Raw genomic sequence first — 25,144 nt, 5'->3', positions numbered from 1 at the left:
AGCATGAACGGCCTGTCCACCATCCTGATCGTCGTCGGCCTCTTCCTGGTCGGCGGCATCGTCTCCTTCGTCAAGCAGAAGATGCCGAGGAGCCTGATCGTGCTCCTGTCCATCGGCGCCGCGATGTGCCTCGTCGCGGGCGTGATGCGGCTGGAGGTGTGGAGCTGATGAGCAGCCCGAAGAAGGTCGTCGTCTTCGACTACGGCTTCGGGAACGTCCGCTCCGCCGAGCGCGCCCTGGCCCGCACCGGCGCCGAGGTCGAGATCACCCGTGACTTCGACGCGGCGATGAACGCCGACGGCCTGCTGGTGCCGGGCGTCGGCGCCTTCGCCGCCTGCATGCGCGGCCTGAAGGAGGCCCGCGGCGACTGGGTCATCGACCGCCGGCTGTCCGGCGGACGCCCGGTCATGGGCATCTGCGTCGGCATGCAGATCCTCTTCGCGCGCGGCATCGAGCACGGCGTGGAGGCCGAGGGCCTGGACGAGTGGCCCGGCACCGTCGGGCCACTGGAGGCCGACGTGGTGCCCCACATGGGCTGGAACACCGTCGACGCGCCGGCCGACTCGGAGCTGTTCGCCGGCGTGGACACCGACGCCCGCTTCTACTTCGTGCACTCCTACGCCGTCCACGACTGGCAGCTTCAGACGAGCAACCCGGTGATGCACCCGCCCAAGGTCACCTGGGCCACGCACGGCAAGCCCTTCGTGGCGGCCGTCGAGAACGGCGCCCTGTGGGCCACCCAGTTCCACCCCGAGAAGTCCGGCGACGCCGGAGCGCAGCTGCTGAACAACTGGATCGGAACCCTGTGATGGCTTCGAAGCTCGAACTCCTCCCCGCCGTCGACGTCCGTGACGGCCAGGCCGTCCGCCTGGTGCACGGCGAGTCCGGGACCGAGACCTCCTACGGCTCCCCGCTGGAGGCGGCCCTGGCCTGGCAGCGGTCGGGCGCGGAGTGGCTGCACCTGGTCGACCTGGACGCCGCGTTCGGCACCGGCGACAACCGCGCGCTGATCGCCGAGGTCGCCAAGGCGATGGACATCAAGGTGGAGCTGTCCGGCGGCATCCGCGACGACGACACCCTCGCCGCCGCCCTGGCCACCGGCTGCACCCGCGTCAACCTCGGCACGGCCGCCCTGGAGACCCCCGAGTGGGTCGCCAAGGTCATCGCCGAGCACGGTGACAAGATCGCGGTCGGCCTGGACGTCCGCGGCACCACCCTGCGCGGCCGCGGCTGGACCCGGGACGGCGGCGATCTGTACGAGACGCTGGACCGTCTCGACAAGGAGGGCTGCGCCCGCTACGTCGTCACCGACATCGCCAAGGACGGCACGTTGCAGGGCCCCAACCTGGAGCTTCTCAAGAACGTCTGCGCGGCGACCGACCGCCCCGTGGTGGCCTCGGGCGGTGTCTCATCCCTGGACGACCTCCGGGCCATCGCCGACCTCGTCCCGCTCGGTGTCGAGGGCGCCATCGTAGGGAAGGCCCTGTACGCGAAGGCTTTCACTCTGGAAGAGGCCCTGGAGGCAGTGTCGTCATGACGTCCGATGCCGTACGGCGCGTGCAGAGCGGGGTTCCCTGGGAAGAGACGTTCGGCTTCGCACGCGCCGTGGCGGCGGGCGACCGTGTCCTGGTGGCGGGTACGACCGCCTTCCGGGGCGACGTACTGTACGGGGAGGGGGACCCGTACGAACAGGCCAAGGTGGCCTTCACCAGCGCGATCGAGGCGATCGGCGAGTTCGGGCTCGGTGTGGACTCGGTGATCCGTACGCGGATGTATCTGAGCCACGCGCGGGACGTGGACGACGTGGGCCGGGCCCACAAGGAGCTGTTCGACTCGGTCCGTCCGGCCGCGACCGTGCTGGTGGTGGAGGGCTTCGTCGACCCGCGCGTGCTGGTGTCGGTGGAGCTGGAAGCCTACAGAGGCTAGAAGACCCTCAGATTCTTGTTTCGTGTTCTTGTGTGTGCTGGTTGAGGAGCCGTGAAGTCATGACCCTGGCGGTCCGAGTCATTCCCTGCCTGGACGTGGACAACGGCCGGGTCGTCAAGGGCGTCAACTTCCAGAACCTGCGCGACGCGGGTGACCCCGTCGAGATGGCGAAGGTGTACGACGCCGAGGGCGCGGACGAGCTGACGTTCCTGGACATCACCGCGTCCTCGGGCGACCGGGAGACGACGTACGACGTGGTGCGCCGCACCGCCGAGCAGGTGTTCATCCCGCTGACGGTCGGCGGCGGCGTCCGCACGGCCGAGGACGTGGACCGGCTGCTGCGGGCGGGCGCGGACAAGGTGGGCGTCAACACGGCCGCGATCGCCCGCCCGGACCTGATCCGGGAGATCGCCGAACGCTTCGGCCGCCAGGTCCTGGTCCTGTCGGTCGACGCCCGCCGCACGCCGTCCGGCAGCTTCGAGGTGACCACCCACGGCGGCCGCCGCGGCACCGGCATCGACGCGGTGGAATGGGCGCACCGGGCGGCCGAGCTGGGCGCGGGCGAGATCCTGCTCAACTCCATGGACGCGGACGGCACGAAGGACGGCTACGACCTGGAGATGATCGCCGCCGTCCGCAAGCACGTCACGGTCCCGGTCATCGCCTCGGGCGGCGCCGGCAAGCTCACCGACTTCCCCCCGGCCGTCGCGGCGGGCGCGGACGCCGTCCTGGCGGCCTCGGTCTTCCACTTCGGCGACCTGCGCATCGGCGAGGTGAAGGGGGCGCTGCGGGGGGCGGGGCATCCGGTGAGGTGACGCCCGCACAGGGCCGCGCAGAAAGCCCCGGTCCCCTTGAGGTGGCCGGGGCTTTCCGCACGGCAGATGGGAAAGAGAAGTTGCGCAAAATCTGTTGTGCAGTTTTTCTTTTCATATCTACGGTGGGGGCATGGCCGAGCAACAGGATCGCCGGATCACGGACGTGGGCACCCTCAAGGCGCTCGCGCATCCGCTGCGCATGAAGCTGTACCGGGCGCTCTACCTGGAGCGCGCGGCGACCGCCTCGCGGCTGGCCGGCATCCTCGACGAGGCCGTGTCCCTGGTCAGCTACCACCTGCGCAAGCTCGCCGAGCACGGCCTGATCGAGGAGGCCGAGGGGCAGAGCGAGGACGGGCGGGAGCGCTGGTGGCGGCCGGCCTCGGAGGGCGTCACCATCCACGACGAGGACTTCCGGGACGCACCCGAGAAGGCGGCCGCGCACACCGCGGCCTCCCGCCTCTTCTACCAGCAGCGCAGCGAGCTGTACCACCGCCATCTCGACGAGCGGGCCCACTGGAGCCCCGAGTGGAACAGCGCCTCCTTCGACTCCGAGTACCTGGCGCAGCTGACCGCGCCCGAACTGGCCGGCCTCTGCGGCGAGATGCACGCGCTGATCAAGAAGTACGAGGCGAAGGGGCGCGCCGCCGCGGCGGCCGGCGACACCGAAGGGCGCGAGCACGTCGCGCTGCACGTGTACGGATTCCCCTTCCGCGTCTGAGAGAGGCCGCACAGTGACCGTCGTGTCCGCGACATCCGCCGACGCACCCGCCGTCGAACGCCCCGCGCACCGCGATGCCAACGTGTTGCGCTGGCTGGCCGCCTACACCGCGTCGATGGCGGGGGACAACATCTACTACCTCGCCCTGTCCTGGGCGGCGGTCCGGGAGGGAACGCCCGCGCAGGCCGGGGCCGTGATGGCGGTGAGCGCGCTGCCCAGGGCGCTGCTGATGCTGGGTGGCGGAGTGGTCGCGGACCGGCTCGGCCCGCGGCGGGTCGTCATCGGCAGCGACGCCGTGCGGTGCGCCGCCGTCCTCGCCGTGGCCGCCCTGCTGGGGCTCACCAGCCCCGGGCTGTGGCCGCTGACCGTGCTCGCCCTGGTCTTCGGCACCGTCGACGCCGTGTTCATGCCCGCCGTGGGCGCCTTGCCCGCGCGCGTGACGAGCCGGGGCCAGCTCGCCCGTGTACAGGGCATGCGCGGCCTGGCGATCCGGTTCGCGAGCGTCGTCGGCGCCCCGCTCGGCGGGCTGGGTGTCGCACTCGGCGGTGCGGCGGCCGCCTTCGGGCTCGCCGGGCTGCTGATCGCCGTCTCCGTGCCGCTGCTGGTCTCCGTACGGATGCGGGACCTGCCCCCGGACGACACCGCCGGGGCGCGTGACACCACCCCCTGGCGCGACATGGTCGCCGGCCTGGGCTACATACGGCGGCACCGCGTCCTGGCCCCGCTGATGGTGGCCATCGCCCTCGGCGACCTCGGCTTCGTCGGTCCGCTCAACGTCGGCCTCACCCTGCTGGCCGACGAACGCGGCTGGGGCGCCTCCGGCATGGGCTGCGTACTGGCCGGGTTCGGCACCGGGGCCGGCGCCGCCTCCCTGCTGCTCGCCGTGCGCGGGCGGCTGCCCCACGCGGGACGGCTGGCCGCGTACCTGATCTTCGCGGGTTCCCTGGCCATCGGCGCCCTCGCCTACGCCCCCGGCGTCGTGGTGGCCGTCGTGGTGGCCGTGCTCATCGGCCTCCTCGCGGGACTCAGCGGCGCGCTGTGCGGCGCGCTGCTCCAGACCCACGCCGACCCCGCCTGCCTGGGCCGGGTCACGGCCGTGGCCGGCCTGGTCAGCCTGGGCCTCGCCCCGCTCAGCATGCCGCTGTCCGCCGCCGCGATCGGGGCGTTCGGAACCGGTCCGGTGTTCGTCGTCAGCGCGGCGGTGTGCGCCCTGGGCGGCGTCGTCGCCCTGGCCGCCCCCGGCCTGCGCCGCGCCGAACTGCCCCGCTGAGCCACCGGCCGCCGGACCCCGCAGACCGGATCGGCGTCCGCCGGACCGCCCGCAGACCGGACCACCGGCCGCCGGACCGCGTACCGGCCCCGCTCAGAACCCCAGCTGCTTCGTCTCCGACACCTTCGAGATCGCGTCCTGCTCGCCCTCCAGCTCCACGCGGGCCGCGCTCTGCCGGCCGAACGCGAACAGCAGCAGCTCCGAGGGTTCGCCCGTCGCCGTGACCACCGGCGTGCCCCGGTGCGCGACGGCGGTCTGGCCGTCGGGGCGGCGCAGCACCAGGCCCGTCGGGATGCCCCGCCCCAGCAGCCGGGCGGTGCGCTCCAGCCGGGACCACAGGGCGTCCTGGAAGACGGGGTCGAGCTCGCGCGGCGTCCAGTCGGGCTGGGCGCGCCGGACGTCCTCCGTGTGGACGTAGAACTCGACCGTGTTGGCCGCCTCGTCGACCTGCTTGAGCTGGAAGGGGGAGAAGCGCGGCGGTCCGGTACGGATCAGCTGGATCAGCTCCTCGTACGGCTTCGCGGCGTACTCCTGGAGCACCTTCTCCAGGCGGGGCGCGAGCGGTTTGATCAGCGCGCCCCCGGCCGCGTCCGGGCGCCGCTCGCGCACCACCACGTGCGCGGCGAGATCCCGGGTGAGCCAGCCCTCGCAGAGGGTCGGCGCCTCCGGACCCGCGGTCTCCAAGAGGTCGGCGAGCAGAAGCCGTTCACGCTTGGCAAAGGTCGACATGGAGTCAGCCTACGACCACGGTGCGCGTCCGCACACCGGACGCGCCCCCCGGGCTGCCACCGCCGCGCGGCACAATGGCATCCATGACCAGCACGCCCGGCATGCCCGCCCGTCACCCGACCACCGCCCCTCATCGAGGCGCTTCGCGCCACAGTGTTCCCCCCAGCAGCCTCGACACCGAGATCGCCGCGCGCCTCAAGCGCAGCGCCGACGGACTCCTCCCCGCGATCGCCCAGCAGTACGACACCGGAGAGGTGCTGATGCTGGGCTGGATGGACGACGAGGCGCTGCACCGCACCCTGACCACCGGCCGCTGCACCTACTGGTCGCGCAGCCGCCAGGAGTACTGGGTCAAGGGCGACACCTCCGGGCACTTCCAGTGGGTGAAGTCCGTCGCGCTCGACTGCGACGCCGACACCCTGCTGGTCAAGGTCGACCAGGTCGGCGCCGCCTGCCACACCGGCGCCCGCACCTGCTTCGACGCCGACGTACTGCTCAAGGACGGCGATTGCGCCGCTCCGGCGTCCGGTCAGTAGGGTCAGCGGCCATGGACCTCGAGACCTTCCGCAAGCTCGCCACCGACCGGCGTGTCATCCCGGTCACGCGCAGGCTCCTCGCCGACGGCGACACCCCGGTCGCGCTCTACCGCAAGCTCGCCGCCGAGCGCACCGGCACGTTCCTTCTGGAGTCGGCGGATGGGGGTACCACCCACGCGATCAGCAGTGGGGGAGGCCGCTCCTGGTCCCGGTACTCCTTCGTGGGCGTCCGCAGCGCCGCCACCCTGACCGAGAAGGACGGCCGCACCCACTGGCTGGGCGCGCCGCCGGTCGGGGTCCCCGTCGAGGGCGACCCGCTGGCCGCCCTGCGGGCCACCGTCGAGGCCCTGCACACGCCCCGCGACCTCGCCCACGACCTGGGCCTGCCGCCCTTCACCGGCGGCATGGTCGGCTATCTGGGCTACGACATCGTGCGCCGCCTGGAGAAGGTCGGCCCGGGCGAGCGGGACGACCTGCGGCTGCCCGAGCTGACCATGCTGCTCACCTCCGACCTCGCCGTCCTCGACCACTGGGACGGCACCGTGCTGCTGATCGCCAACGCGATCAACCACAACGACCTCGACACGGGTGTCGACGAGGCCTACGCGGACGCCGTCGCCCGCCTCGACGCGATGGAGGCGGACCTGTCCCGGCCGGTCGCCCAGCCCCCGGCCGCGCTGCCGCCCTCCGCGCTGCCCGAGTACACCGCGCTGTGGGGCGGCGAGGACTTCCAGTCGGCCGTCGAGGACATCAAGGAGCGCATCCGCGCCGGCGAGGCCTTCCAGGTCGTCCCCTCGCAGCGCTTCGAGACGCCGTGCACGGCGAGCGCGCTGGACGTCTACCGGGTGCTGCGGGCCACCAACCCCTCGCCGTACATGTACCTTTTCCGCTTCGAGGGATTCGACGTCGTCGGCTCCTCCCCGGAGGCGCTGGTCAAGGTCGAGGACGGGCGGGCCATGGTCCACCCCATCGCCGGCACCCGCCCGCGCGGGGCCACCCCGCAGGAGGACCAGGCCCTCGCCGAGGAACTGCTCGCCGATCCCAAGGAGCGCGCCGAGCACCTGATGCTCGTCGACCTCGGACGCAACGACCTGGGCCGGGTCTGCGAGCCGGGCTCCGTCGAAGTCGTCGACTTCATGTCCATCGAGCGGTACTCGCACGTGATGCACATCGTCTCGACCGTCACCGGGCGGGTCGCCGAGGGCCGTACCGCCTTCGACGTGCTGACCGCCTGCTTCCCGGCGGGCACCCTGTCCGGCGCGCCCAAGCCGCGCGCCCTGCAGATCATCGACGAACTCGAGCCGTCCCGGCGGGGGTTGTACGGCGGCTGCGTCGGCTATCTCGACTTCGCCGGCGACTCCGACACCGCCATCGCCATCCGCACCGCCCTGCTGCGCGGCGGCACGGCGTACGTCCAGGCCGGAGCCGGTGTGGTCGCCGACTCCGACCCGGTCGCGGAGGACACCGAGTGCCGCAACAAGGCGGCGGCGGTCCTCCGCGCGGTGCACACGGCCAACCGGCTCACCTCGTAGGGAGGTTCACCGGTCGGGCGGTGCGGCGGCTCAGCCGGTGAAGGCGGCCGTGCCGTTCGGGACGCCGAGCCCGGACGGGCCGTCGTACCCGCTGCTGCCGGTGCACAGATACGAGCCGGAGCAGCTGCCGTTGGAGCCGCTGGTCACGTCGTACAGCGCCGAGGTGTGGGCGTACGGGAACGACGCCGGGTACGAGCCGGAGGACGGAGAGCCCGCCAGCGCGTAGGTCGCCGCGATCAGCGGAGCCGAGGCGCTGGTGCCGCCGAACACCATCCAGCCGGTGGCCTGCCGGTAGCTGTCGTAGACCGCCACACCGGTGTTGGGGTCGGCCACCGCCGAGACGTCGGCGACGGTGCGCCGCGCACAGCCGCTGTCGGTCTGCCAGGCCGGCTTGGCGTCGTAGGCGGAGCAGCCCGAGCCCGCGCCGCTCCACACGGTGTCGGTCCAGCCGCGGGAGTTCGACGCGGTCCTGAGGGACGTACCGCCCACCGCCGTCACGTACCGGGACGCGGCCGGGTACTCGACGCCGTAGCCGTTGTCACCGGAGGAGACGGTGATGGCCACACCGGGGTGGTCGAAGTACTGGGTGTCGAAGGTCGGGTCGCTGGAGGACTCGCCGCCGCCGTAGCTGTTGGAGACGAACTTCGCGCCCAGCCTGACCGCGGTGTTCACGGCCGTGCCGAGGTTGGTCATGGTCGCCGAGGATGCCTCCACCAGCAGGATCTTGCAGTTGGGGCAGGCCGCGCTGACCATGTCGAGGTCGAGGGAGATCTCCTCCGCCCAGCCGGAGTCGCCCCGGGGGTACTTGGTGCCGCCGTTCTGGTCGACCTTGCTGAAGCAGCCGTTGGCCGTGGTGCAGGCGGGCAGCCCGTACTGCGAGCGGTAGACGGCGAGGTCGGCCTCGGCGTTCGGATCGTCGTACGCGTCGACGATCGCGACCGTCTGCCCCGAACCGCCGCCGGCGGAGGGCAGGTTGTAGGCGGCCTGCAACGAGGCGGGGCCGTAGCCGGAGGGTGCGGCGGCGGCCGTCAGGTCGCTCTCGGCGTGTGCGGACCTGGGGGTGCCCGCGACGACCTTCAGCGCGTTGCACGCCATGACGTTCTTCTGCGTCGGAGCCGCACAGGAGTGGGCGACGGAGACGCCGTGGGCCGTCGACGTCGTCGATGTCGAGGGTGCGGCCTGGCCGAGCGGGGCGGCCAGGGCCAGGCCGGCCGCGGCGAGCGTGGCCACGGCGGCAGCAGAAAGGGTTCTGCGCAACGTAGTCCTCCACGAGGTGGGTGAACCGGGAGAGGTGTGGGGGGTGCGCACTGCGGTCGGTCGCGCCGGGTGGGCGCGCCGGTCGCGCAGAAGGTATGTGTGGCCCGTACACGTCAACAAGAAGGAAGTTGAAGGTGAGGCTTTCCTTTGCCCATTGCTGACGATCTCCGCGCCGCTCGCGGGCACACCATGGGGAAACGATGACGTCGCCATGGGTTGACGGGCCCAGAGAACGTTGACGGGCGCTGAGAATGTTGACGGGCGCCGAGGGTGCCGAGGGGCGTCGGCGGACCCGGGTGACGGTTCCCCAGGGGTTCGGGTGATAGTGGAGTACGTGACTGCCGTACCTCACCCCCGCATCGAAGCCGCCGCCTCCGCCCGGTCCGGCCGCCGCAGCCTCGCCGTAGCCCTGCTGTGCGGCGCCCTCGGCGCGGCCGTGGCGCTGCTGGCCTCCCGGCAGCGCTGGGCGGCGGGCACCACCGCGGTGGCCGGCGGCGACTACGCCCTGACCGCCAAGGGCAGCGAGGTCACAGGCGTGCCCGCGGCGCTCGCCATAGTGGGCCTGGCCGCGCTCGTCGCCGTCTTCGCCGTCCGACGCTCCGGCCGCCTGCTGGTCGCGGGCCTGCTCGCGCTCTCCGGCGCCGGGACCGTCGGCGCCGCCCTGACCGGCGCCGCGAACCGCGCCGCGCTCGACGAGAAGGCGGCCCAGGCCTCCGGCGACACCGCCGCGACCGCCGCCTCGCTCACCCACACCGGCTGGCCCTACGTCGCGGCCGCCGGCGGGGTGCTGATCCTGCTGGCCGGACTCCTCGCCCTGCGCTACGGCCGCCTCTGGCCGGCCATGGGCGGCCGCTACGAGCGCTCCGGCGCGCCCCGCCCGCGCGCCACCCGTCCGGTGGATCCCGACCGCCCCGAGGACCTGTGGAAGGCCCTGGACCGCGGCGAGGACCCGACCGGCACCGATTCCGCCTGACCGAGGCGGCCCGCCCCCGCCCGAAGGGCCGCGCCGGGAGCCACCCCCGATCACGTCGCGTGCACGCGTACGGGACAATGACTTCCGAGCGTCCGGCTCAGACACGTACAAGCAACGAGGAGCAAGTCATGGCGGGCAGCAGCCACGGTCACACCCCGGCCGCCTGGACCGGTGTCATCATCGCCTTCATCGGTTTCTGCGTCGCGGGCGCCTGCATGGTGGCGGCCCAGCCGGTCGGCTTCTGGGTCGGCATGGGTGTCGTGCTGCTCGGCGGTGTCGTCGGCGGCGTCATGCGCATGATGGGCCTGGGCCAGAAGGGCGAGCACCCGGTGCACCAGCTCGCCACCAAGAGCTGACGACCCGAACGTGAGGGGCGGCTCCGGCCGCCCCTCACGCAAGGCCGCGGGCAGACGCCCCGCACGCGCGCATGCGGCCCGTGCGGGGCAGAATGCGGGGTGTGAACGCCGACAGTCGCAGGGGGACGTACGGCCGCACGGTCGTACCCGGTCCGAGGTGTGCGTACGAGGACCCGCCGGCACCGCCGATGCACCGCGCCGCCGTCCTGGGACGGCTGGCCGTCCCCGCCGCCGTGCTGGCCGCCGTCGCCGGCGCCTTCGCGTACGTGGGGGCGGTGGATCCCAACGAGCCCGGCCACTACCCCGTCTGCCCGCTGCTGCGCTACACCGGCCTGTACTGCCCCGGCTGCGGCGGCCTGCGCAGCGCGCACGCCTTCGTCCACGGCGACTTCCTCACCGCCCTGCACGACAACGCCCCGGCCGTCGCGGGCTATCTGGTCTTCGCCGTGGTGTGGATCGCGTGGGCGGCCGGCGCGGCGCGCGGCCGGCCGCCGCGGATCGGGCTCGGCCCCGCCTACCTCTGGAGTCTGGGCGCGCTGCTCGTCGCCTTCACCGTTGTTCGGAACCTGCCCCTCGGTGGCCTGCTCCACCCTTGATCGGCCGGCGTATGTCCAGGAGGGGGCACCTCCCGCCCGAGCCGTGCGAAGCTGGTTCGAGGGTGGGGGAGGGACCGCTGTCCACCGGATGCGAGGCCTTCGCCCTCCTCCGGATACCATCGCAGTGACCGCCGGATTCCGACCCGATCGATCCGCCCGATCCGCGTGACGCGGGCCGCCGGGGGCCGCTCGACCCGCTGGAACATCACACCGTCTGGAAGGGGGCCGCTCGCGTGAGTGTGCTCGACGAGATCATCGACGGAGTCCGTGCCGACCTTTCGGAGCGGCAGGCGCGCGTCAGCCTCGACGAGCTCAAGGAGCGCGCGGCGAAGGCTCCGGCCGCCAAGGACGGAGTGGCCGCGCTCAAGGGCGACGGCGTCAAGGTGATCTGCGAGGTCAAGCGCTCCAGCCCGTCCAAGGGCGCCCTCGCCGCGATCGCCGACCCGGCCGGGCTCGCCGCGGACTACGAGGCGGGCGGCGCGGCCGTCATCTCGGTGCTGACCGAGCAGCGGCGCTTCGGCGGCTCGCTGGCCGACCTGGAGGCGGTCCGCGCCCACGTGGACATCCCGATCCTGCGCAAGGACTTCATCGTCACGTCGTACCAGCTGTGGGAGGCCCGGGCCTACGGCGCAGACCTCGCCCTGCTGATCGTCGCCGCCCTCGACCAGCCGGCCCTGGAGTCGCTGATCGAGCGCGCGGTGTCCATCGGACTCACCCCGCTCGTCGAGGTCCACGACGAGGACGAGGTGGAGCGCGCGGTCGACGCGGGCGCCAAGGTGATCGGCGTCAACGCGCGCAACCTGAAGACGCTGGAGGTCGACCGCGACACGTTCGAGCAGGTGGCCCCGGAGATCCCGGACGGCATCGTCAAGGTCGCCGAGTCCGGAGTCCGCGGCCCGCACGACCTGATCGCCTACGCCAACGCCGGAGCCGACGCCGTCCTGGTGGGCGAGTCGCTCGTCACCGGCCGCGACCCGAAGACGGCGGTCGCCGACCTGGTGGCCGCCGGAGCCCACCCGGCGCTGCGGCACGGCCGGGGCTGAGAAGCCGGTAGGCTGACGCCGATGACGCTCACCGTGACGACCGTGGACCGGCACGCCCGCCTCGCGCGCGGCTGCCGCCCGAGGGGCTGCCGTGCCCCCGCGAGGCGTGTCCACGGCCGTCGCGTGCGCTACGTCATCGGTGACGAACCCGGGCAGGTGAACGGCCGTCGATGGCAGCGCCCCTCCAGGGGCGCGGGGCTGCGTCCGACGCGCGGCCACCGCCGCGCGGGCGCGAGCGACCACTGACGGCCCGCGGCTGACGGACCCATCCCCGCCCCCACGGCGAACAGTGTCTTTCCGCACACACTCACCGTGAGGTTCTGGCATGCCCAGCGATTTCTTCTTCCCTGACCCGGAAGGTCAGGTCCCCGGCGCCGACGGCTACTTCGGCGCATACGGCGGCAAGTACATCCCGGAGGCGCTCGTCGCCGCCGTGGACGAGGTCGCCGTCGAGTACGACAAGGCCAAGAACGACCCCGCCTTCGCCCGCGAGCTGGACGACCTGCTCGTCAACTACACCGGCCGGCCCAGCGCCCTGACCGAGGTGCCGCGGTTCGCCGAGCACGCCGGTGGCGCCCGGGTGTTCCTCAAGCGCGAGGACCTCAACCACACCGGCTCCCACAAGATCAACAACGTCCTCGGCCAGGCCCTGCTCACCAAGCGCATGGGCAAGACCCGGGTGATCGCCGAGACCGGTGCCGGCCAGCACGGCGTCGCGACCGCCACCGCGTGCGCGCTCTTCGGCCTCGACTGCACGATCTACATGGGCGAGATCGACACCGAGCGGCAGGCCCTGAACGTGGCCCGCATGCGTATGCTCGGCGCCGAGGTCGTCGCCGTGAAGTCCGGCAGCCGCACGCTGAAGGACGCCATCAACGAGGCCTTCCGCGACTGGGTCGCCAACGTCGACCGCACCCACTACCTGTTCGGCACCGTCGCCGGGCCGCACCCTTTCCCGGCGATGGTCCGCGACTTCCACCGGGTCATCGGCGTCGAGGCCCGCCGCCAGCTCCTCGAGCGCGCCGGGCGCCTGCCCGACGCCGCGATCGCCTGCGTCGGCGGCGGCTCCAACGCCATCGGCCTCTTCCACGCCTTCATCCCCGACGAGGGGGTCAGGCTCATCGGCTGCGAGCCCGCCGGCCACGGCATCGACACCGGTGAGCACGCGGCCACGCTGACCGCCGGCGAGCCCGGCATCCTGCACGGCTCCCGCTCCTACGTCCTCCAGGACGACGAGGGCCAGATCACCGAGCCGTACTCCATCTCGGCCGGCCTGGACTACCCGGGCATCGGCCCCGAGCACTCCTACCTCAAGGACTCCGGCCGCGGCGAGTACCGCGCGGTCACGGACGACGCCGCGATGCAGGCCCTGCGCCTGCTGTCGCGCACCGAGGGCATCATCCCGGCGATCGAGAGCGCCCACGCCCTGGCCGGCGCCCTGGAGGTGGGCCGGGAACTCGGTCCGGGAGGGTTGATCGTGGTCAACCTCTCCGGCCGCGGCGACAAGGACATGGACACCGCCGCCCGCTACTTCGGCCTGTACGACACCGACGCCGAGGTGGCCGCCGACGAAGCCGACACCGCCGAGATCGAGGGGGACGCCAAGTGAGCGGGAACATCCGGCTGCTGAACGACACCCTCGCCGGCGCGAAGGCGGAGGGCCGGTCGGCGCTCATCGCCTACCTGCCCGCGGGCTTCCCGACGGTGGACGGCGGCATCGAGGCGATCAAGGCCGTCCTCGACGGCGGTGCCGACGTCGTCGAGGTCGGGCTGCCGCACAGCGACCCGGTCCTGGACGGGCCGGTCATCCAGACCGCCGACGACATCGCCCTGCGCGGCGGCGTCAGGATCGCGGACGTCATGCGCACGGTCCGCGAGGCCCATGAGGCCACCGGCAAGCCGGTGCTGGTCATGACGTACTGGAACCCCATCGACCGCTACGGCGTCGAGCGGTTCACGGCCGAGCTCGCCGAGGCGGGCGGTGCCGGGTGCATCCTGCCGGACCTGCCGGTCCAGGAGTCCGCCCTGTGGCGGGAGCACGCCGACAAGCACGGCCTCGCGACGGTCTTCGTCGTCGCCCCGAGCAGCAAGGACGAGCGGCTGGCCGAGATCACCGGGGTGGGCTCCGGTTTCGTCTACGCCGCCTCGCTGATGGGCGTCACCGGCACCCGCGAGTCGGTCGGCGCACAGGCCGAGGACCTGGTGCGGCGCACCCGCGCCACCGGCACCGGCCTGCCCGTCTGCGTCGGCCTCGGTGTCTCCGACCGCGCCCAGGCCGCCGAGGTCGCGGGCTTCGCCGACGGGGTGATCGTCGGCTCCGCGTTCGTCAAGCGGATGCTGGACGCCCCGGACCACGCGGCCGGCGTCGTGGCCGTCCGCGACCTCGCGGGCGAGCTGGCACGCGGGGTGCGCGGACAGGCGTAGGACTCGAGCGGCCGGGCGTCGTGCCGGCCGCGAGGGACGGTGGCCGGCCTGCCTGGAGCAGGCCGCGGCCGTCATCTCAGAACACATGATCACCCGAACGGGTGGACCTGGGACCGGGGAGGCGCAATGCGCCTCCCCGGTTCGTTCTGGTGGTGTGAGCGACAAGAACCATGACGGAAGGCGCACCGCCCGCCAGCGACTGGCGGTCGAGCGCGAGAAGCAGAAGGCCTCGGAGCGGCGGCGGCGCACGCTGATCGTGGCCGTCAGCGTGGTCTGCGTACTGGGCCTGGCGACGGTGATCGGCGTGCTCGCGGCGAACTCCGGCAAGAAGAAGAGCGCCAGTACCGGCCCGGTCGTGGCGCCCTCGGGGGCGCAGGGCAAGGACGCCCTCGCGATCCCGGTCGGCAAGGACGGCGCCAGGTCGACGCTCACGGTGTGGGAGGACTTCCGCTGCCCGGCCTGCAAGGCCTTCGAGGCGGCGTACCGCCCGACGATCCACCAGCTGACCGACTCCGGCAAGCTCAGAGTCGAGTACCACATCGTCCGGCTGATCGACGGCAACCTCGGCGGCACCGGCTCGCTGCGCGCGGGCAACGCCGCGGCCTGCGCCCAGGACGCCGGAACGTTCCGTGCCTACCACGACGTGCTGTTCGAGAACCAGCCCAAGGAGACCGACGACGCCTACGCGGACAACGACAAGCTGATCGCGCTGTCCGGCAAGGTGAGCGGCCTGGACACGCCGGCCTTCACCCAGTGTGTGAAGAAGGGCACGCACGACAGCTGGATCGACAAGGTCCACAAGGCGTTCCAGGCCGGCGGCTTCTCGGGCACCCCGACCGTGCTGCTGAACGGCAAGAACATCGCCCAGGACCGCACCATGACCCCCGCGAAACTGAAGCAGATGGTGGAATCGGCCGCCAAGGGCTGAGCGCCTGGTGACGCCCTGGAGCGGGCCCCCGTTATGGACCCGTGTCCGGGCCGCCGGACGTGGCTCCGCTCCGGCTGCGGTAGCGTCGACCTTGCCATGGAACTTGCCTACATTCCCAGCCCGTCGCGCGGTGTGCTGTATCTCGGACCGATTCCGCTGCGCGGCTATGCGTTCTGCATCATCATCGGCGTCTTCGTCGCCGTCTGGCTCGGCAACAAGCGCTGGATCGCCCGCGGCGGACGGGCCGGCACGGTGGCGGACATCGCCATCTGGGCCGTGCCGTTCGGCCTGGTCGGCGGCCGGCTCTACCACGTGATCACGGACTACGAGCTGTACTTCAGCGCGGGCCGTGACTGGGTGGACGCCTTCAAGGTGTGGGAGGGCGGCCTCGGCATCTGGGGTGCGATCACGCTCGGCGCGCTGGGCGGGTGGATCGGCGCCCGCCGCCGGGGCGTCCCGATGCCCGCCTACGCCGACGCCGTCGCACCCGGCATCGCCTTCGCGCAGGCGATCGGCCGCTGGGGCAACTGGTTCAACCAGGAGCTGTACGGACGCGAGACGCACCTTCCATGGGCGTTGCACATCACCTCCTCGGCCGACGGCCGGGTGCCGGGGTACTACCACCCGACGTTCCTCTACGAGTCCCTGTGGTGCGTCGGCGTCGGCCTGCTGGTCATCTGGGCCGACCGCCGCTTCACCCTGGGCCACGGCCGGGCGTTCGCGCTGTACGTCGCCGCGTACTGCGTGGGCCGCGGCTGGATCGAGTACATGCGCGTCGACGACGCCCACCACATCCTCGGTCTCCGCCTGAACGACTGGACCGCGATGATCGTGTTCCTGCTCGCGGTGACCTACATCGTGGTGTCGGCGAAGAAGCGGCCGGGCCGGGAGACCGAGGTCGAGCCTGCCCTGTCCGCCGCCGGCGAGGGAACCGAGGCACCGGCCGCCACGGACACGGACGCGGAGGCAGCCGGCCCGGACGGCTCCGGCCCGCAGACGGCCGCCGACACGAACGACGACACGAACGACGAGGCGAAGGACGAGGCGAAGGACCAGGCGCCGCAGGACCAGGACCGCGGGGACACCGAGTCCGAGGACGCGGGCGTCAAGGACGGAGCCGGGTCGGCCAAGAAGGGCTGACGGCCGGCCGCGCAGGGGCCGTACGCGCACGAGGGCGCTCCCGGGATCCGGGGGCGCCCTCGCCGCATGCGGACGTCACGGGACGTCGCCGTGCGCCGCCCTCAGCATCTGCGGGCCAGCGCCAGGGTCCGCCGCGCCGCCGCCACCACCGCCGCGTCGACGAAACGCCCGTCGGCGAGCGCCTGAGCACCCTGATCCACGGTGGCCGCCTTGACGATCGTCTCGGCCTCCTCCAGCTCCCGGTCGGTCGGCAGATAGGCGCGCTCGATGATCGGCAGCTGACGGGGGTGGATGGCCGCGCGGCCCAGGAAACCCAGGGCGCGGCCGTGCGCGCAGGAGGCCGCGAGCCCCTCCAGGTCCCGGATGTCGGGGTGGACGGACTGGGCCGGCGGGGCGAGACCGGCCGCGCGGGCGGCGACGACGACCCGGGCCCGGCACCAGTCGAGACCTCCGTCCTGCCGTACCCCGAGATCGGCCCGCAGGTCCGCCTCACCCAGCGAGACACCCCGCAGGGACGGATGCGCTCGGGCGATGGCGTAGGCGTGCTCGATGGCCAGGGCGCTCTCCAGCAGGGCGTACAGCGGCGGCCCCGAGCCTCGGAAGGCCGGGGAGCGCCCCGCGGCCCCGGCCTGCTCGGTCCGCCGCGCGACCCGCACCACCTGCCGCGCCGACGTCACCTTCGGCAGCCGCAGCCCGGCCAGCCCCGGCCGGGACGCCACCGCGTCCAGGTCGGCGTCGGCCAGCGGCCCGTCGACCGCGTTGACGCGCACATGGACCGGGACCGGCGGCGGCTCGGAGAGCAGTTCGGCCGTGGCGGCGCGGGCGTACGCCTTGCGGTGCGGGTCGACCGCGTCCTCCAGGTCGATCACCACCACGTCGGCGCCCGAGGCGAGAGCCTTGCCGACCACATGGGGGCGGTCACCGGGGGCGTAGAGCCAGGTGAGCGGAAAGGGGGCGGTGGCCGTCACAGCGCGCCCTCCGCGCGCAGCGCGGCCAGCTCCTTCGGGGTGAGGCCCAGCTCGGTCAGCACCTCGTCCGTGTCCGCGCCGTGCGGGCGGCCCGCCCAGCGGATCGCGCCCGGGGTGGCGGAGAGCCGGAAGAGGACGTTCTGCATGCGCAGCCGGCCCAGCTCCGGGTCGTACAGCGTGGCGAAGGTGCCGAGGGCCTGGTACTGCGGGTCCGCCAGCACGGCCCGCACGTCCTGGACCGGCGCGATCGCCGCCTGGGCCTTCTCGAAGGCGGCCAGCACCTCGGTGCGGGTGTGCCGGGCGATCCAGTCGCCGACCGCCTCGTCCAGGACGTCGGCGTGGGCGGCCCGTCCGGTGCCGGTCGAAAACCACGGCTCGTCGGCCAGCTCCGGGCGGCCCACCAGGCGCATCACCCGTTCGGCCACCGACTGCGCCGAGGCGGACACGGCGACCCAGGTGCCGTCGCAGGTCCGGTAGGTGTTGCGCGGGGCGTTGTTCTCGGTGCGGTTGCCGGTGCGGGGCTGGACGTAGCCGAGCTGGTCGTACCAGAGGGGCTGGGGGCCGAGGGCGGTCAGGATCGGCTCGATGATCGCCAGGTCGACGATCTGGCCGGCGCCGGTGCGCTCCCGCGCCGCCAGCGCGGTCATCACCGCGTACGCCGTGGCCAGGCCCGCGATGGAGTCGGCGAGCCCGAACGGCGGGAGCGTCGGCGGGGCGTCCGGCTCGCCGGTGATCGCGGCGAACCCGCTCATCGCCTCGGCCAGGGTGCCGAAGCCGGGCCGGGACGCGTACGGGCCGAACTGGCCGAAGGCGGTGACCCGGGCGAGGACCAGCCGCGGGTTGGCCGCCGACAGCTCCGGCCAGCCCAGCTCCCACCTCTCCAGGGTGCCGGGGCGGAAGTTCTCCACGATCACGTCGGCGCCGGCGGCCAGCCGCAGCAGGACGGCGCGGCCGCCGGGCGTGGACAGGTCCAGGGTGATGGTGCGCTTGTTGCGGCCCAGCAGCTTCCACCACAGGCCGACGCCGTTCTTCGCCGGGCCGTGGCCGCGGGCCGGGTCGGGCTTTTCGGGGTGTTCGACCTTGATGACCTCGGCGCCGAAGTCGCCGAGCATGGTGGCGGCGATCGGCCCGGCGAAGAGGGTGGCGAGGTCCAGGACGCGCAGACCGGCGAGGGGCGCCGGGGCCTTTGGCCCGGGTGTGTGCGGCGTCATCGGCGGGACGCCTCCCGATGGGTGAGGTGGGCCAGGGCGTCGAAGCCGGTGCCGTGGAACTCGCCGACGGACGTGGCCAGCCGGTTCTTCAGCGGGGCCGTCCAGCGCTCGGGCAGCGCGGCGGGGGAGCCGGCCAGCAGACCGGTGACGGACCCGGCCGTGGCGCCGTTCGAGTCGGTGTCCCAGCCGCCGGAGACCACCCGGCAGACGGCGCCCTCGAAGTCGCCGTCGGCGTGGGTGAGGGCGGCGGCGATCAGCGCCGTGTTCGGTACGGCGTGCACCCAGTGGCAGGTGGCCGAGTGGATGGCGTGCAGGGCGTCCACCACCGTGTCGAAGTCCTCGTGGGAGCGGGCCAGCCGGACGGCCTGCCGGACCGCCCGGGCGAGCCGGGAGCCGGGCGGCACCACGGTCAGGCCGGTGGCCAGACAGCCGTGCACGTCGTGAGCGCCGGTCGCCGCGGCCGCGATGACGGCGGCGGTGAACATCGCCGCGTAGACGCCGTTCGCGGTGTGGGTCAGGATGGCGTCGCGGTGCGCCTGCTCGGCGGCGGCCGCCGGGTCGCCCGGGTTGGTCCAGCCGTGCGCATCGGCGCGGATCAGGGCGCCGATCCACTCGCGGAAGGGGTTGCGGTGACGGGCGGTGCGCGGGGGTTCGATGCCGAGGAGGAGGTTGCGGTAGGCGACGCGTTCGGCGGTGAAGGTGCGGCCGGCGGAGAGTTCCTCCAGCCACAGCCGGGCGACGTCGGTGGTGGTGAAGGCCCTGCCGTGGCGTTGCAGCAGGAGCAGATTGATCAGCGGGTAGTCGAGGTCGTCGTCCTCGGGCATGCCGTCGATGTTCTCGGCAAGGCAGCAGGCCGCGGAGCGGCGGTTCCACGAGTACCGCGCCGCCAGGTCCTCGGGGACGCCACGGGCGGTGAACCAGGTGTTCAGGGGCCAGTTGCCGGTGACCCGGGCGAGCTGGCGGATGCCGTCCAGGGGGAGCTTCTCGACGGGTTTGCCGAGCAGACAGCCCGCCGCCCGGCCGAGCCAGGCGGCCTCGAAGCGGTCCTGGTCGGTCGCCGCGGGACGGTCGGCCGACGCCGGCCAGTCCGGGCACAGCGCCTTGATCGCGGCCAGGTCCGTCGGTTCCGCGTCCGCCAGCCGGCTCGGCAGCTCGGCCAGTTCGTCCAGGAGATCCTCCGCGAGCAGACGCAGATAGCGTGAGGCGGGCTCCGGGGAGGCACCCGCACGCGCCGGCGCCTCGGGGCCGCCCGCCGCCCGCCACCGTGCCGCGATCGCCGACGGCTCCCGGCCGTCCTGCACCGCCTGGCGCAGCTCGTGACCCAGCAGGTCCTCCGGCTGGACCCAGGTCAGTCGGAGCATCCCGGACCTCCCATCCGGGCGAACGCGCGCTCGTGGGCGCGCCGCCGCCGTACGTCCCTGTCGAAGATCTCCCGGGTCACCCCGGTCAGCGTGCGCGCCGGCTCCCACAGGTCCAGCCGGCTGGCCTCCGCCACCGTCTTCGCCCAGTCCTCCGGGACCGGTGAGCCCAGCGCTCCCGCCAGTGCCCCGGCCATCGTCGCGATGGAGTCGCAGTCGCGGCCGTAGTTCACCGCGCCGAGGACGGCCTGGCGGAAGTCGCCGCGTGCCACCGTCAGCATGCCCAGCGCGACGGGCAGTTCCTCGATCGCGTGCAGCCGGGACGGCCTGCGGGCGCCGAGCGAGGGGTTGCGGTAGTCCGGACCGACCGTGTCGTACGGCGCGACCGCCGCCCGCAGCGGGCCCAGCGCCGACTCGAAGTCCCGGTGAGCGCGGGCGACTTCGCAGACCTTCTCGATCGCGGCCCGGGTGCCGTCCTTCGCCAGGGACAGACACGCCGTCACCACCGAGTCGGGGGTGGCCCCGGGCGTGCAGGCGGCCGCCACTCCGGCGGCGAGGACGCCGGCCGCTTCCCGCCCGTACGACGACTGGTGGGCGCCGGCGACGTCGAGGGCCTCGGCGTACGCGGCGGCCGGGTCGGCCGCGTTGACCAGGCCGACCGGCGCCATGTACATCGCGGCACCGCAGTTGACGATGTTGCCGACACCTGCCTCGCGCGGGTCCGCGTGGCCGTAGTGCAGCCGGGCCACCAGCCACTTCTCCGCCAGGAACACCCGGTGCACCGGCAGTGTCTCCGCCTCCAGCTCGGGGATCCAGCGGGGGTTCGTCATCAGGTCGGGGACCAGGTGGTCGGCGATCGCGTGGGCGTCGAGATGGTCGCGGACCCGGGCGTACACGCGGACCAGCGCGTGCGTCATCAGGGTGTCGTCGGTGACGTGGCCGTCTCCCTTGTGGTACGGCGCGAGGGGGCGGGCGGTGCGCCAGTCGTCGCCGTGCCAGGGGCCGACGACGCCGTGGATCCGGCCGCCGTGGCGCTGGAGGATCTGGTCGGGGGAGTAGCCCTCGACGGGCCCGCCGAGGGCGTCGCCGACGGCCGCGCCGACGAGCGCCCCGGTGATCCGCTCCTCCAGACACGCCTCGCGGCGGCCGGTTCCCCGGGTTTCTTCTGCTGTGGGCGTCATGCCCCGAATCATCCTCCTGGCGCGTCCGGTTGCGCGGCTTCCAGAAGCCCGGCGAGTTCCACCAGGTCGGTGCCGGTGAGGCGGGGCAGCACACAGCCGGACAGGGTGCGGCAGGCGTCCCGCCAGGACTCCGGGATGGCCTCGCCGCCGCCGAGGGCGCCGGTGAGCGCGCCCGTCAGGGCCGGGGCGGAGTCGGCGAGACGCGACAGGCACACCGCGGCGGGCAGGGCCCGGTCGATCCGGCCGCCGGCCGCCGTGGCCAGGGCCAGGGCGACCGGAACCGTCTCGGCGGCGGCGATGCCGTAGCTGTAGACGTGGTCGACGATCTGGTGCTCCAGCAGTGGCACCAGCGCGAACGCGCCGTCGCTGTCCTCGGCCAGCTTCAGCGCGTGCCGGGCGTTGCGGCCGATCTCCGTCCCCTCGGGGAGTTCGGCCAGCGCGGCCGTGACGCAGTGCTCGACGCCGGCACCGGCGAGGGCCGCCGCGAGCGCCGCCGCCATCGCCCGGGCGCCGTGCACCCCGTCGCCGTCCTGGGTGTAGCGGGCGTCGAACTCGGCCAGTTCGGCGGCGCGGCCGGGGTCGCCCGGGTGGGCGACGGCCAGCACACACGCCCGTACACAGGCCGCGTCGTCGAAGTAGTGCGGGTTGTCGTGCCCGGTGGCGGGCGGGCGCAGGCCGGTGGCCAGGTTGCCGAGGCCGGCCCGCACGGAGATGCGGGCGCGCAGCGGCAGCACCGCGGACTCCACCTCGGGCGCGCGTTCGGCCGCCGCGGCGACCTCACTGGCCACCGCGTTCCAGGTGAGGTCGATCGCGGCCCGCACCCGCCGCTCCCGGCTGAGGTCGCCGAGCGCGTCGTCGTCCCCGGCCCGCAGCACGGCCTCCGCCGCGAACACCGCCCATTCGGCGTCGTCGGACGGGCCGAGGCACAGCGGCTCGGGGGGCTGGTTGAGGGCGATCGGGACGGGCAGCGTGGTCGTCGCGTTCTGCTCGGCGAAGGTGTCCAGCTCACGGGTGAGTCGCCGGGTCCACTCGGGCATCCGCGCGGCTCGGTGCCGCCCGGCCGGCCACCCGGCGGCGTCACCGGCGGCCAGCCCCAGCAACAGCCCTTCGATCCGTCTCCGGCTTCTCATGCTCATGCAACCACCTCCATCTGGTCGTAGGTGAGGACGAGGGACCTGGGTGGCGGGGCAGGGGAGGACCGCGCGGACGGTGGGACTGGGACTGGGACTGGGACTGGGAGTGGGAGCGGGAGTGGGATGTGTGTCGTGCCGCGCACCGGGGACAGGAGGCGCGTCACGCCGTGCGGTGCCGCACGGCCGGCGGGTGAGGCAGCGGGACCTTCCGGTCCGCCCGGGCACACGGACGGCGCGCCGCTGCCCGCCGGACGGCTCGACGGCGGAGTCTGTGTCCGCTGGTGCCGGTGGGGGTCTCTCGGTGTGTGGTCGGTGTTTCATGGCTGCGGGCTCGGTGGGGTGGCTTGTGGGCGGGGAGGTGTGTGATGTGCCGTGTGGGGGCGCTGAGGCGATGAGTGGGGCGGGGGATCTCTTGGGCAAACGGACGGCGCGCCGCCGCCCGCCGGACGGCCCGGCGGCGGGTCTGTGTCCGCTGGTGCGGGTGGGGGTCTTTCGGTGTGTGGTCGGTGTTTCATGGCTGCGGGCTCGGTGGGGCGGCCTGTGGCGGAAAGGTGTGCGGTGGGCCGCCGGGCCGGGGTTGCGCCCGTGTCGGTGCGTGCGGTCGTCGGACCGGGCGTCGGCCGGGCGGGGCCTTCGCCCGTGTCGGCGCGTGCCGTCGCCGGACCGGGCGGGAGTCCTTCGATGCGTTGCCGGTCTCTCATGCTCCGATCTCGCTCTCGTCGTCGGCGAGGGTGCCGGTGGCGGGGCAGAGGAGGGCGGCGCGCCGCACGGAGGCGTCCGGGTGCAGGACGTCCCGGCGAGTTGCCGGCCCGGCTTCCCCCGCTCCGCTCGCGGCCCTCTCCACCAGCAGGTCCGCCAGGTCCAGCACGTGCCGTCCGGCCATGGACGGCAGGCAGCTGCCGAGTGCCGGGCCGATGGCCGCCGCCCAGCCGGCCGGGATGGCGGCGGCGCCCTGGGTCGCTCCGGCCAGGGCGCCCGCGACCGCCGCCGTGGTGTCGGCGTCGCGGCCCATGTTGACGGCGGTCAGGACCGCGTCGCGGAAGTCCCCGTCGGCGGCGGCGTACGCGCCGAAGGCGAGGGCCACCGCCTCGGGGGCCAGGTCGGTCCAGGGATAGCCGCCGATGACCACCGCGCGGCGCACCGCCCGTTCGCCGTGGTGGGCGGCGGCCGTGGCCCGGCGCAGCGAGCGGGCCGTCCAGGAGTCGTCCGGTACGACGGCGAGGGCGGCGGCCACGACCGCGACCGGGGTCGCGCCCGCCATCGCCGCCGCGACCCCGGCCGCCACCGCCCGGCCGCCGTGGATGCCCTCGCCCTCGTGGCTGACCGAGCCGTCGATCGCGACCAGCCGGGCCGCCTCGGCGGGCCGCCCGGCGGCGAACACCCCGAACGGCGCCGCACGCATGGCCAGGCCGTCGCTCCAGGCGTGCCGGTGCTGGGCCGAGATGGGCGCGGCCAGGCCCCGGCGGAGGTTCTCCAGGGTGCCCCGCTCGCTGAACCCGGCACCGCGGAAGGGACCGTCGGCGCGGTCGGCGATGTGCTCGTGCCAGGCCGCCTCCGCATGGGCCGGGGTGAGCGCGGATCCGTGCCGGGCGAGCAGCAGCCCGGAGAAGAGGGCGTACTCGGTGTCGTCGGTGCCGGCCGGGTGCTCGGCGACGTAGCCGGTGATCCGGCCCCAGCGGGCGCGGATCTCGGAGGGCTTCAGGTTCTCCGCGGGCGCCCCGAGGGCGTCTCCGACGGCGAGGCCGAGCAGCGCGCCGCGCGCCCGGTCGCGCAGGGCGGCCGGAGGATCACCGGCACTCGATGCCATCGCGGGCTCTCCTCTCCAGGGCGCCGAAGCCGGCGCAGAACCCTTTGCGGAACTGTCCCCGGTCCGCGACGCGACGCAGCCTCGCCGACCGCACCATCACCCGTACGACATCTGTGCACTCACCGTCTCGTATGAGCAAAATGGCGTGAAACCGCAGGTTAGCCCAGCCTTTCCTTGCTGGCGGCGGCGGAATTCCAGGCGTAGATTCGGTGTTGTCGAAAAGTAGAATTCGTCCAAAAGCAAGCCTTGCCTAATCCGCCTGGGGGACTGACGATGGCCATCCTCGACACCGAAGCGACGCTGCACGAGGCGCACCGCGACAATCACACGCACCGCGACGTGAACGGCGGCTGGCTGCGCCCGGCGGTCTTCGGCGCGATGGACGGCCTGGTCTCCAACCTCGCCCTGATGACCGGTGTGGCCGGCGGTTCGGTGAGCCAGCAGACCATAGTCCTCACCGGGCTCGCGGGCCTGGCCGCCGGCGCCTTCTCCATGGCGGCCGGCGAGTACACCTCCGTCGCCTCCCAGCGCGAGCTGGTCGAGGCCGAGCTGGACGTCGAGCGGCGCGAGCTGAGAAAGCACCCGCAGGACGAGGAGGACGAGCTGGCCGCCCTGTACGTGGCGCGGGGCGTCGAGCCGCGGCTCGCCCGCGAGGTGGCCCGGCAGCTGTCGAAGGACCCCGAGCAGGCCCTGGAGATCCATGCCCGCGAGGAACTGGGCGTCGACCCGGGCGACCTGCCCTCGCCGCTGGTCGCCGCCGTGTCGTCGTTCGGCTCCTTCGCGCTGGGCGCGCTGCTCCCGGTGCTGCCCTATCTGCTGGGGGCCGGCGTCCTGTGGCCGGCCGTGCTGCTCGCCCTGATCGGGCTGTTCGCCTGCGGTGCGGTGGTGGCCAAGGTGACCGCGCGGAGCTGGTGGTACAGCGGTTTGCGGCAGCTTGTCCTGGGTGGCGCCGCCGCCGGTGTGACGTACGCCCTGGGTACCCTGTTCGGAACGGCCGTAGGATGATGTGACTGGATCTTATGCATCGTCTTGCATAAGTAGCCGTTACCCGCTGGTTTCGACCGCATGACCACCGGGCATGAGCCGTAAGCGCTGTGGGCAATGAGGCCTGCCGTGCACCCTGCGGGGCGGGCGACGACGCCGCTCCCCCCGTCCTTCACGGGCCGATGGGCGTGGATCCGACCGGTCCCGTCCTCCCCCGGCCCCCACGACAAGCCTCCACCGCCGGGCGCGGAAACCCCCG

26 protein-coding genes and 1 pseudogene are annotated in these 25,144 nt (G+C 73.4%); 19 read left to right on the top strand and 8 right to left on the bottom strand.

What is annotated here, in order from left to right; all coding sequences use genetic code 11:
• Window positions 1-3: 3 nt before the first annotated feature.
• The 7 genes from R2S09_RS09150 (at window position 4) to R2S09_RS09120 (ending at window position 4,729) form a co-directional block, all read left to right on the top strand.
• Window positions 4-168, top strand: coding sequence for a hypothetical protein (locus tag R2S09_RS09150; RefSeq protein WP_306183539.1), 165 nt, complete (start codon window positions 4-6; stop codon window positions 166-168).
• Window positions 168-809 (top strand): imidazole glycerol phosphate synthase subunit HisH, encoded by a 642-nt coding sequence (hisH, locus tag R2S09_RS09145; protein WP_372337599.1) that lies wholly within the window; start codon window positions 168-170, stop codon window positions 807-809. The genes R2S09_RS09150 and hisH overlap by 1 nt, the downstream gene beginning before the upstream one ends.
• Window positions 809-1,537 (top strand): bifunctional 1-(5-phosphoribosyl)-5-((5-phosphoribosylamino)methylideneamino)imidazole-4-carboxamide isomerase/phosphoribosylanthranilate isomerase PriA, encoded by a 729-nt coding sequence (priA, locus tag R2S09_RS09140; protein WP_306183541.1) that lies wholly within the window; start codon window positions 809-811, stop codon window positions 1,535-1,537. Before hisH ends, priA begins: the two co-directional genes overlap by 1 nt.
• On the top strand, window positions 1,534-1,926 hold the full coding sequence (locus R2S09_RS09135) for a RidA family protein (RefSeq protein WP_306183542.1): 393 nt from the start codon (window positions 1,534-1,536) through the stop codon (window positions 1,924-1,926). The genes priA and R2S09_RS09135 overlap by 4 nt, the downstream gene beginning before the upstream one ends.
• Window positions 1,927-1,985: 59 nt before the next feature.
• Window positions 1,986-2,741 carry an imidazole glycerol phosphate synthase subunit HisF gene (gene hisF / locus R2S09_RS09130; protein ID WP_306183543.1) on the top strand — a complete coding sequence of 252 codons (756 nt, stop codon included), beginning with the start codon at window positions 1,986-1,988 and terminating at the stop codon, window positions 2,739-2,741.
• Between the two features lie 130 nt (window positions 2,742-2,871).
• Window positions 2,872-3,459: a transcriptional regulator gene (locus tag R2S09_RS09125; protein WP_306183545.1), complete on the top strand. Its 588-nt coding sequence runs from the start codon at window positions 2,872-2,874 to the stop codon at window positions 3,457-3,459.
• Between the two features lie 22 nt (window positions 3,460-3,481).
• Window positions 3,482-4,729, top strand: coding sequence for an MFS transporter (locus R2S09_RS09120; protein WP_306183547.1), 1,248 nt, complete (start codon window positions 3,482-3,484; stop codon window positions 4,727-4,729).
• A 93-nt stretch (window positions 4,730-4,822) separates the two neighbouring features.
• On the opposite strand, the gene R2S09_RS09115 is transcribed toward R2S09_RS09120, so the two are convergent.
• Window positions 4,823-5,458 carry a TIGR03085 family metal-binding protein gene (locus R2S09_RS09115; protein WP_306183548.1) on the bottom strand — a complete coding sequence of 212 codons (636 nt, stop codon included), beginning with the start codon at window positions 5,456-5,458 and terminating at the stop codon, window positions 4,823-4,825.
• A gap of 83 nt (window positions 5,459-5,541) precedes the next feature.
• On the opposite strand from R2S09_RS09115, the gene hisI reads away from it, so the two are divergent.
• Window positions 5,542-5,994, top strand: a complete 453-nt coding sequence (gene hisI / locus R2S09_RS09110; protein ID WP_372337600.1) for a phosphoribosyl-AMP cyclohydrolase — start codon at window positions 5,542-5,544, stop codon at window positions 5,992-5,994.
• A gap of 11 nt (window positions 5,995-6,005) precedes the next feature.
• Window positions 6,006-7,526 (top strand): anthranilate synthase component I, encoded by a 1,521-nt coding sequence (locus tag R2S09_RS09105; RefSeq protein WP_316740379.1) that lies wholly within the window; start codon window positions 6,006-6,008, stop codon window positions 7,524-7,526.
• A 30-nt stretch (window positions 7,527-7,556) separates the two neighbouring features.
• Here the strand turns inward: R2S09_RS09105 and R2S09_RS09100 are convergent, their stop codons facing one another.
• Window positions 7,557-8,834 carry a peptidase S8 gene (locus R2S09_RS09100; RefSeq protein WP_399143931.1) on the bottom strand — a complete coding sequence of 426 codons (1,278 nt, stop codon included), beginning with the start codon at window positions 8,832-8,834 and terminating at the stop codon, window positions 7,557-7,559.
• A 274-nt stretch (window positions 8,835-9,108) separates the two neighbouring features.
• Between R2S09_RS09100 and R2S09_RS09095 the strand changes: the two genes are divergently transcribed.
• The 9 genes and pseudogenes from R2S09_RS09095 to lgt form a co-directional block, all read left to right on the top strand.
• Window positions 9,109-9,756 (top strand): TIGR02234 family membrane protein, encoded by a 648-nt coding sequence (locus R2S09_RS09095; protein WP_306183553.1) that lies wholly within the window; start codon window positions 9,109-9,111, stop codon window positions 9,754-9,756.
• 128 nt (window positions 9,757-9,884) lie between these two features.
• The gene (locus R2S09_RS09090; protein WP_306183554.1) at window positions 9,885-10,112 is read left to right on the top strand and encodes an HGxxPAAW family protein; all 228 of its coding nucleotides are present in this window, start codon (window positions 9,885-9,887) and stop codon (window positions 10,110-10,112) included.
• Window positions 10,113-10,300: 188 nt separating this feature from the next.
• Window positions 10,301-10,708 carry a DUF2752 domain-containing protein gene (locus R2S09_RS09085; protein ID WP_306183946.1) on the top strand — a complete coding sequence of 136 codons (408 nt, stop codon included), beginning with the start codon at window positions 10,301-10,303 and terminating at the stop codon, window positions 10,706-10,708.
• 233 nt (window positions 10,709-10,941) lie between these two features.
• A complete protein-coding gene (gene trpC, locus R2S09_RS09080; RefSeq protein WP_306183555.1) occupies window positions 10,942-11,751 on the top strand; it encodes an indole-3-glycerol phosphate synthase TrpC in 810 nt (269 codons plus the stop codon).
• A 21-nt stretch (window positions 11,752-11,772) separates the two neighbouring features.
• The gene (gene trpM, locus R2S09_RS09075) at window positions 11,773-11,997 is read left to right on the top strand and encodes a tryptophan biosynthesis modulator TrpM (RefSeq protein WP_306183557.1); all 225 of its coding nucleotides are present in this window, start codon (window positions 11,773-11,775) and stop codon (window positions 11,995-11,997) included.
• A gap of 79 nt (window positions 11,998-12,076) precedes the next feature.
• Entirely contained in the window at window positions 12,077-13,360 is a 1,284-nt protein-coding gene (gene trpB, locus R2S09_RS09070) for a tryptophan synthase subunit beta (RefSeq protein ID WP_316740377.1), read from the top strand.
• A complete protein-coding gene (trpA, locus tag R2S09_RS09065) occupies window positions 13,357-14,175 on the top strand; it encodes a tryptophan synthase subunit alpha (RefSeq protein ID WP_316740376.1) in 819 nt (272 codons plus the stop codon). Before trpB ends, trpA begins: the two co-directional genes overlap by 4 nt.
• Before the next feature lie 154 nt (window positions 14,176-14,329).
• The gene (locus tag R2S09_RS09060) at window positions 14,330-15,103 is read left to right on the top strand and encodes a thioredoxin domain-containing protein (protein ID WP_316740375.1); all 774 of its coding nucleotides are present in this window, start codon (window positions 14,330-14,332) and stop codon (window positions 15,101-15,103) included.
• A 96-nt stretch (window positions 15,104-15,199) separates the two neighbouring features.
• Window positions 15,200-16,016: pseudogene (gene lgt, locus R2S09_RS09055) on the top strand (prolipoprotein diacylglyceryl transferase); the annotation flags it as partial.
• Between the two features lie 328 nt (window positions 16,017-16,344).
• Here the strand turns inward: lgt and R2S09_RS09050 are convergent.
• From R2S09_RS09050 to R2S09_RS09025, 6 genes are all read right to left on the bottom strand, one after another.
• Entirely contained in the window at window positions 16,345-17,211 is an 867-nt protein-coding gene (locus R2S09_RS09050) for an aldolase/citrate lyase family protein (protein ID WP_316740374.1), read from the bottom strand.
• Window positions 17,208-18,422 (bottom strand): CaiB/BaiF CoA-transferase family protein, encoded by a 1,215-nt coding sequence (locus R2S09_RS09045; protein ID WP_306183567.1) that lies wholly within the window; start codon window positions 18,420-18,422, stop codon window positions 17,208-17,210. The genes R2S09_RS09050 and R2S09_RS09045 overlap by 4 nt, the downstream gene beginning before the upstream one ends.
• Window positions 18,419-19,783: an ADP-ribosylglycohydrolase family protein gene (locus tag R2S09_RS09040; protein WP_316740373.1), complete on the bottom strand. Its 1,365-nt coding sequence runs from the start codon at window positions 19,781-19,783 to the stop codon at window positions 18,419-18,421. Before R2S09_RS09040 ends, R2S09_RS09045 begins: the two co-directional genes overlap by 4 nt.
• A complete protein-coding gene (locus R2S09_RS09035) occupies window positions 19,771-20,961 on the bottom strand; it encodes an ADP-ribosylglycohydrolase family protein (RefSeq protein ID WP_306183571.1) in 1,191 nt (396 codons plus the stop codon). Before R2S09_RS09035 ends, R2S09_RS09040 begins: the two co-directional genes overlap by 13 nt.
• An 8-nt stretch (window positions 20,962-20,969) precedes the next feature.
• The gene (locus R2S09_RS09030; protein ID WP_306183947.1) at window positions 20,970-22,091 is read right to left on the bottom strand and encodes an ADP-ribosylglycohydrolase family protein; all 1,122 of its coding nucleotides are present in this window, start codon (window positions 22,089-22,091) and stop codon (window positions 20,970-20,972) included.
• A 700-nt stretch (window positions 22,092-22,791) separates the two neighbouring features.
• Window positions 22,792-23,901 carry an ADP-ribosylglycohydrolase family protein gene (locus tag R2S09_RS09025; protein WP_306183572.1) on the bottom strand — a complete coding sequence of 370 codons (1,110 nt, stop codon included), beginning with the start codon at window positions 23,899-23,901 and terminating at the stop codon, window positions 22,792-22,794.
• Between the two features lie 273 nt (window positions 23,902-24,174).
• Here R2S09_RS09025 and R2S09_RS09020 point away from each other — a divergent pair, with 273 nt between their 5' ends.
• Window positions 24,175-24,906 (top strand): VIT1/CCC1 transporter family protein, encoded by a 732-nt coding sequence (locus R2S09_RS09020; RefSeq protein ID WP_306183574.1) that lies wholly within the window; start codon window positions 24,175-24,177, stop codon window positions 24,904-24,906.
• Window positions 24,907-25,144 lie beyond the last annotated feature (238 nt).

Origin of the sequence: Streptomyces sp. MK7 (assembly GCF_032658145.1) — a bacterium.
Lineage (GTDB): Bacteria > Actinomycetota > Actinomycetes > Streptomycetales > Streptomycetaceae > Streptomyces > Streptomyces spiralis.
This window is presented reverse-complemented; position numbering and strand designations above follow the sequence as displayed.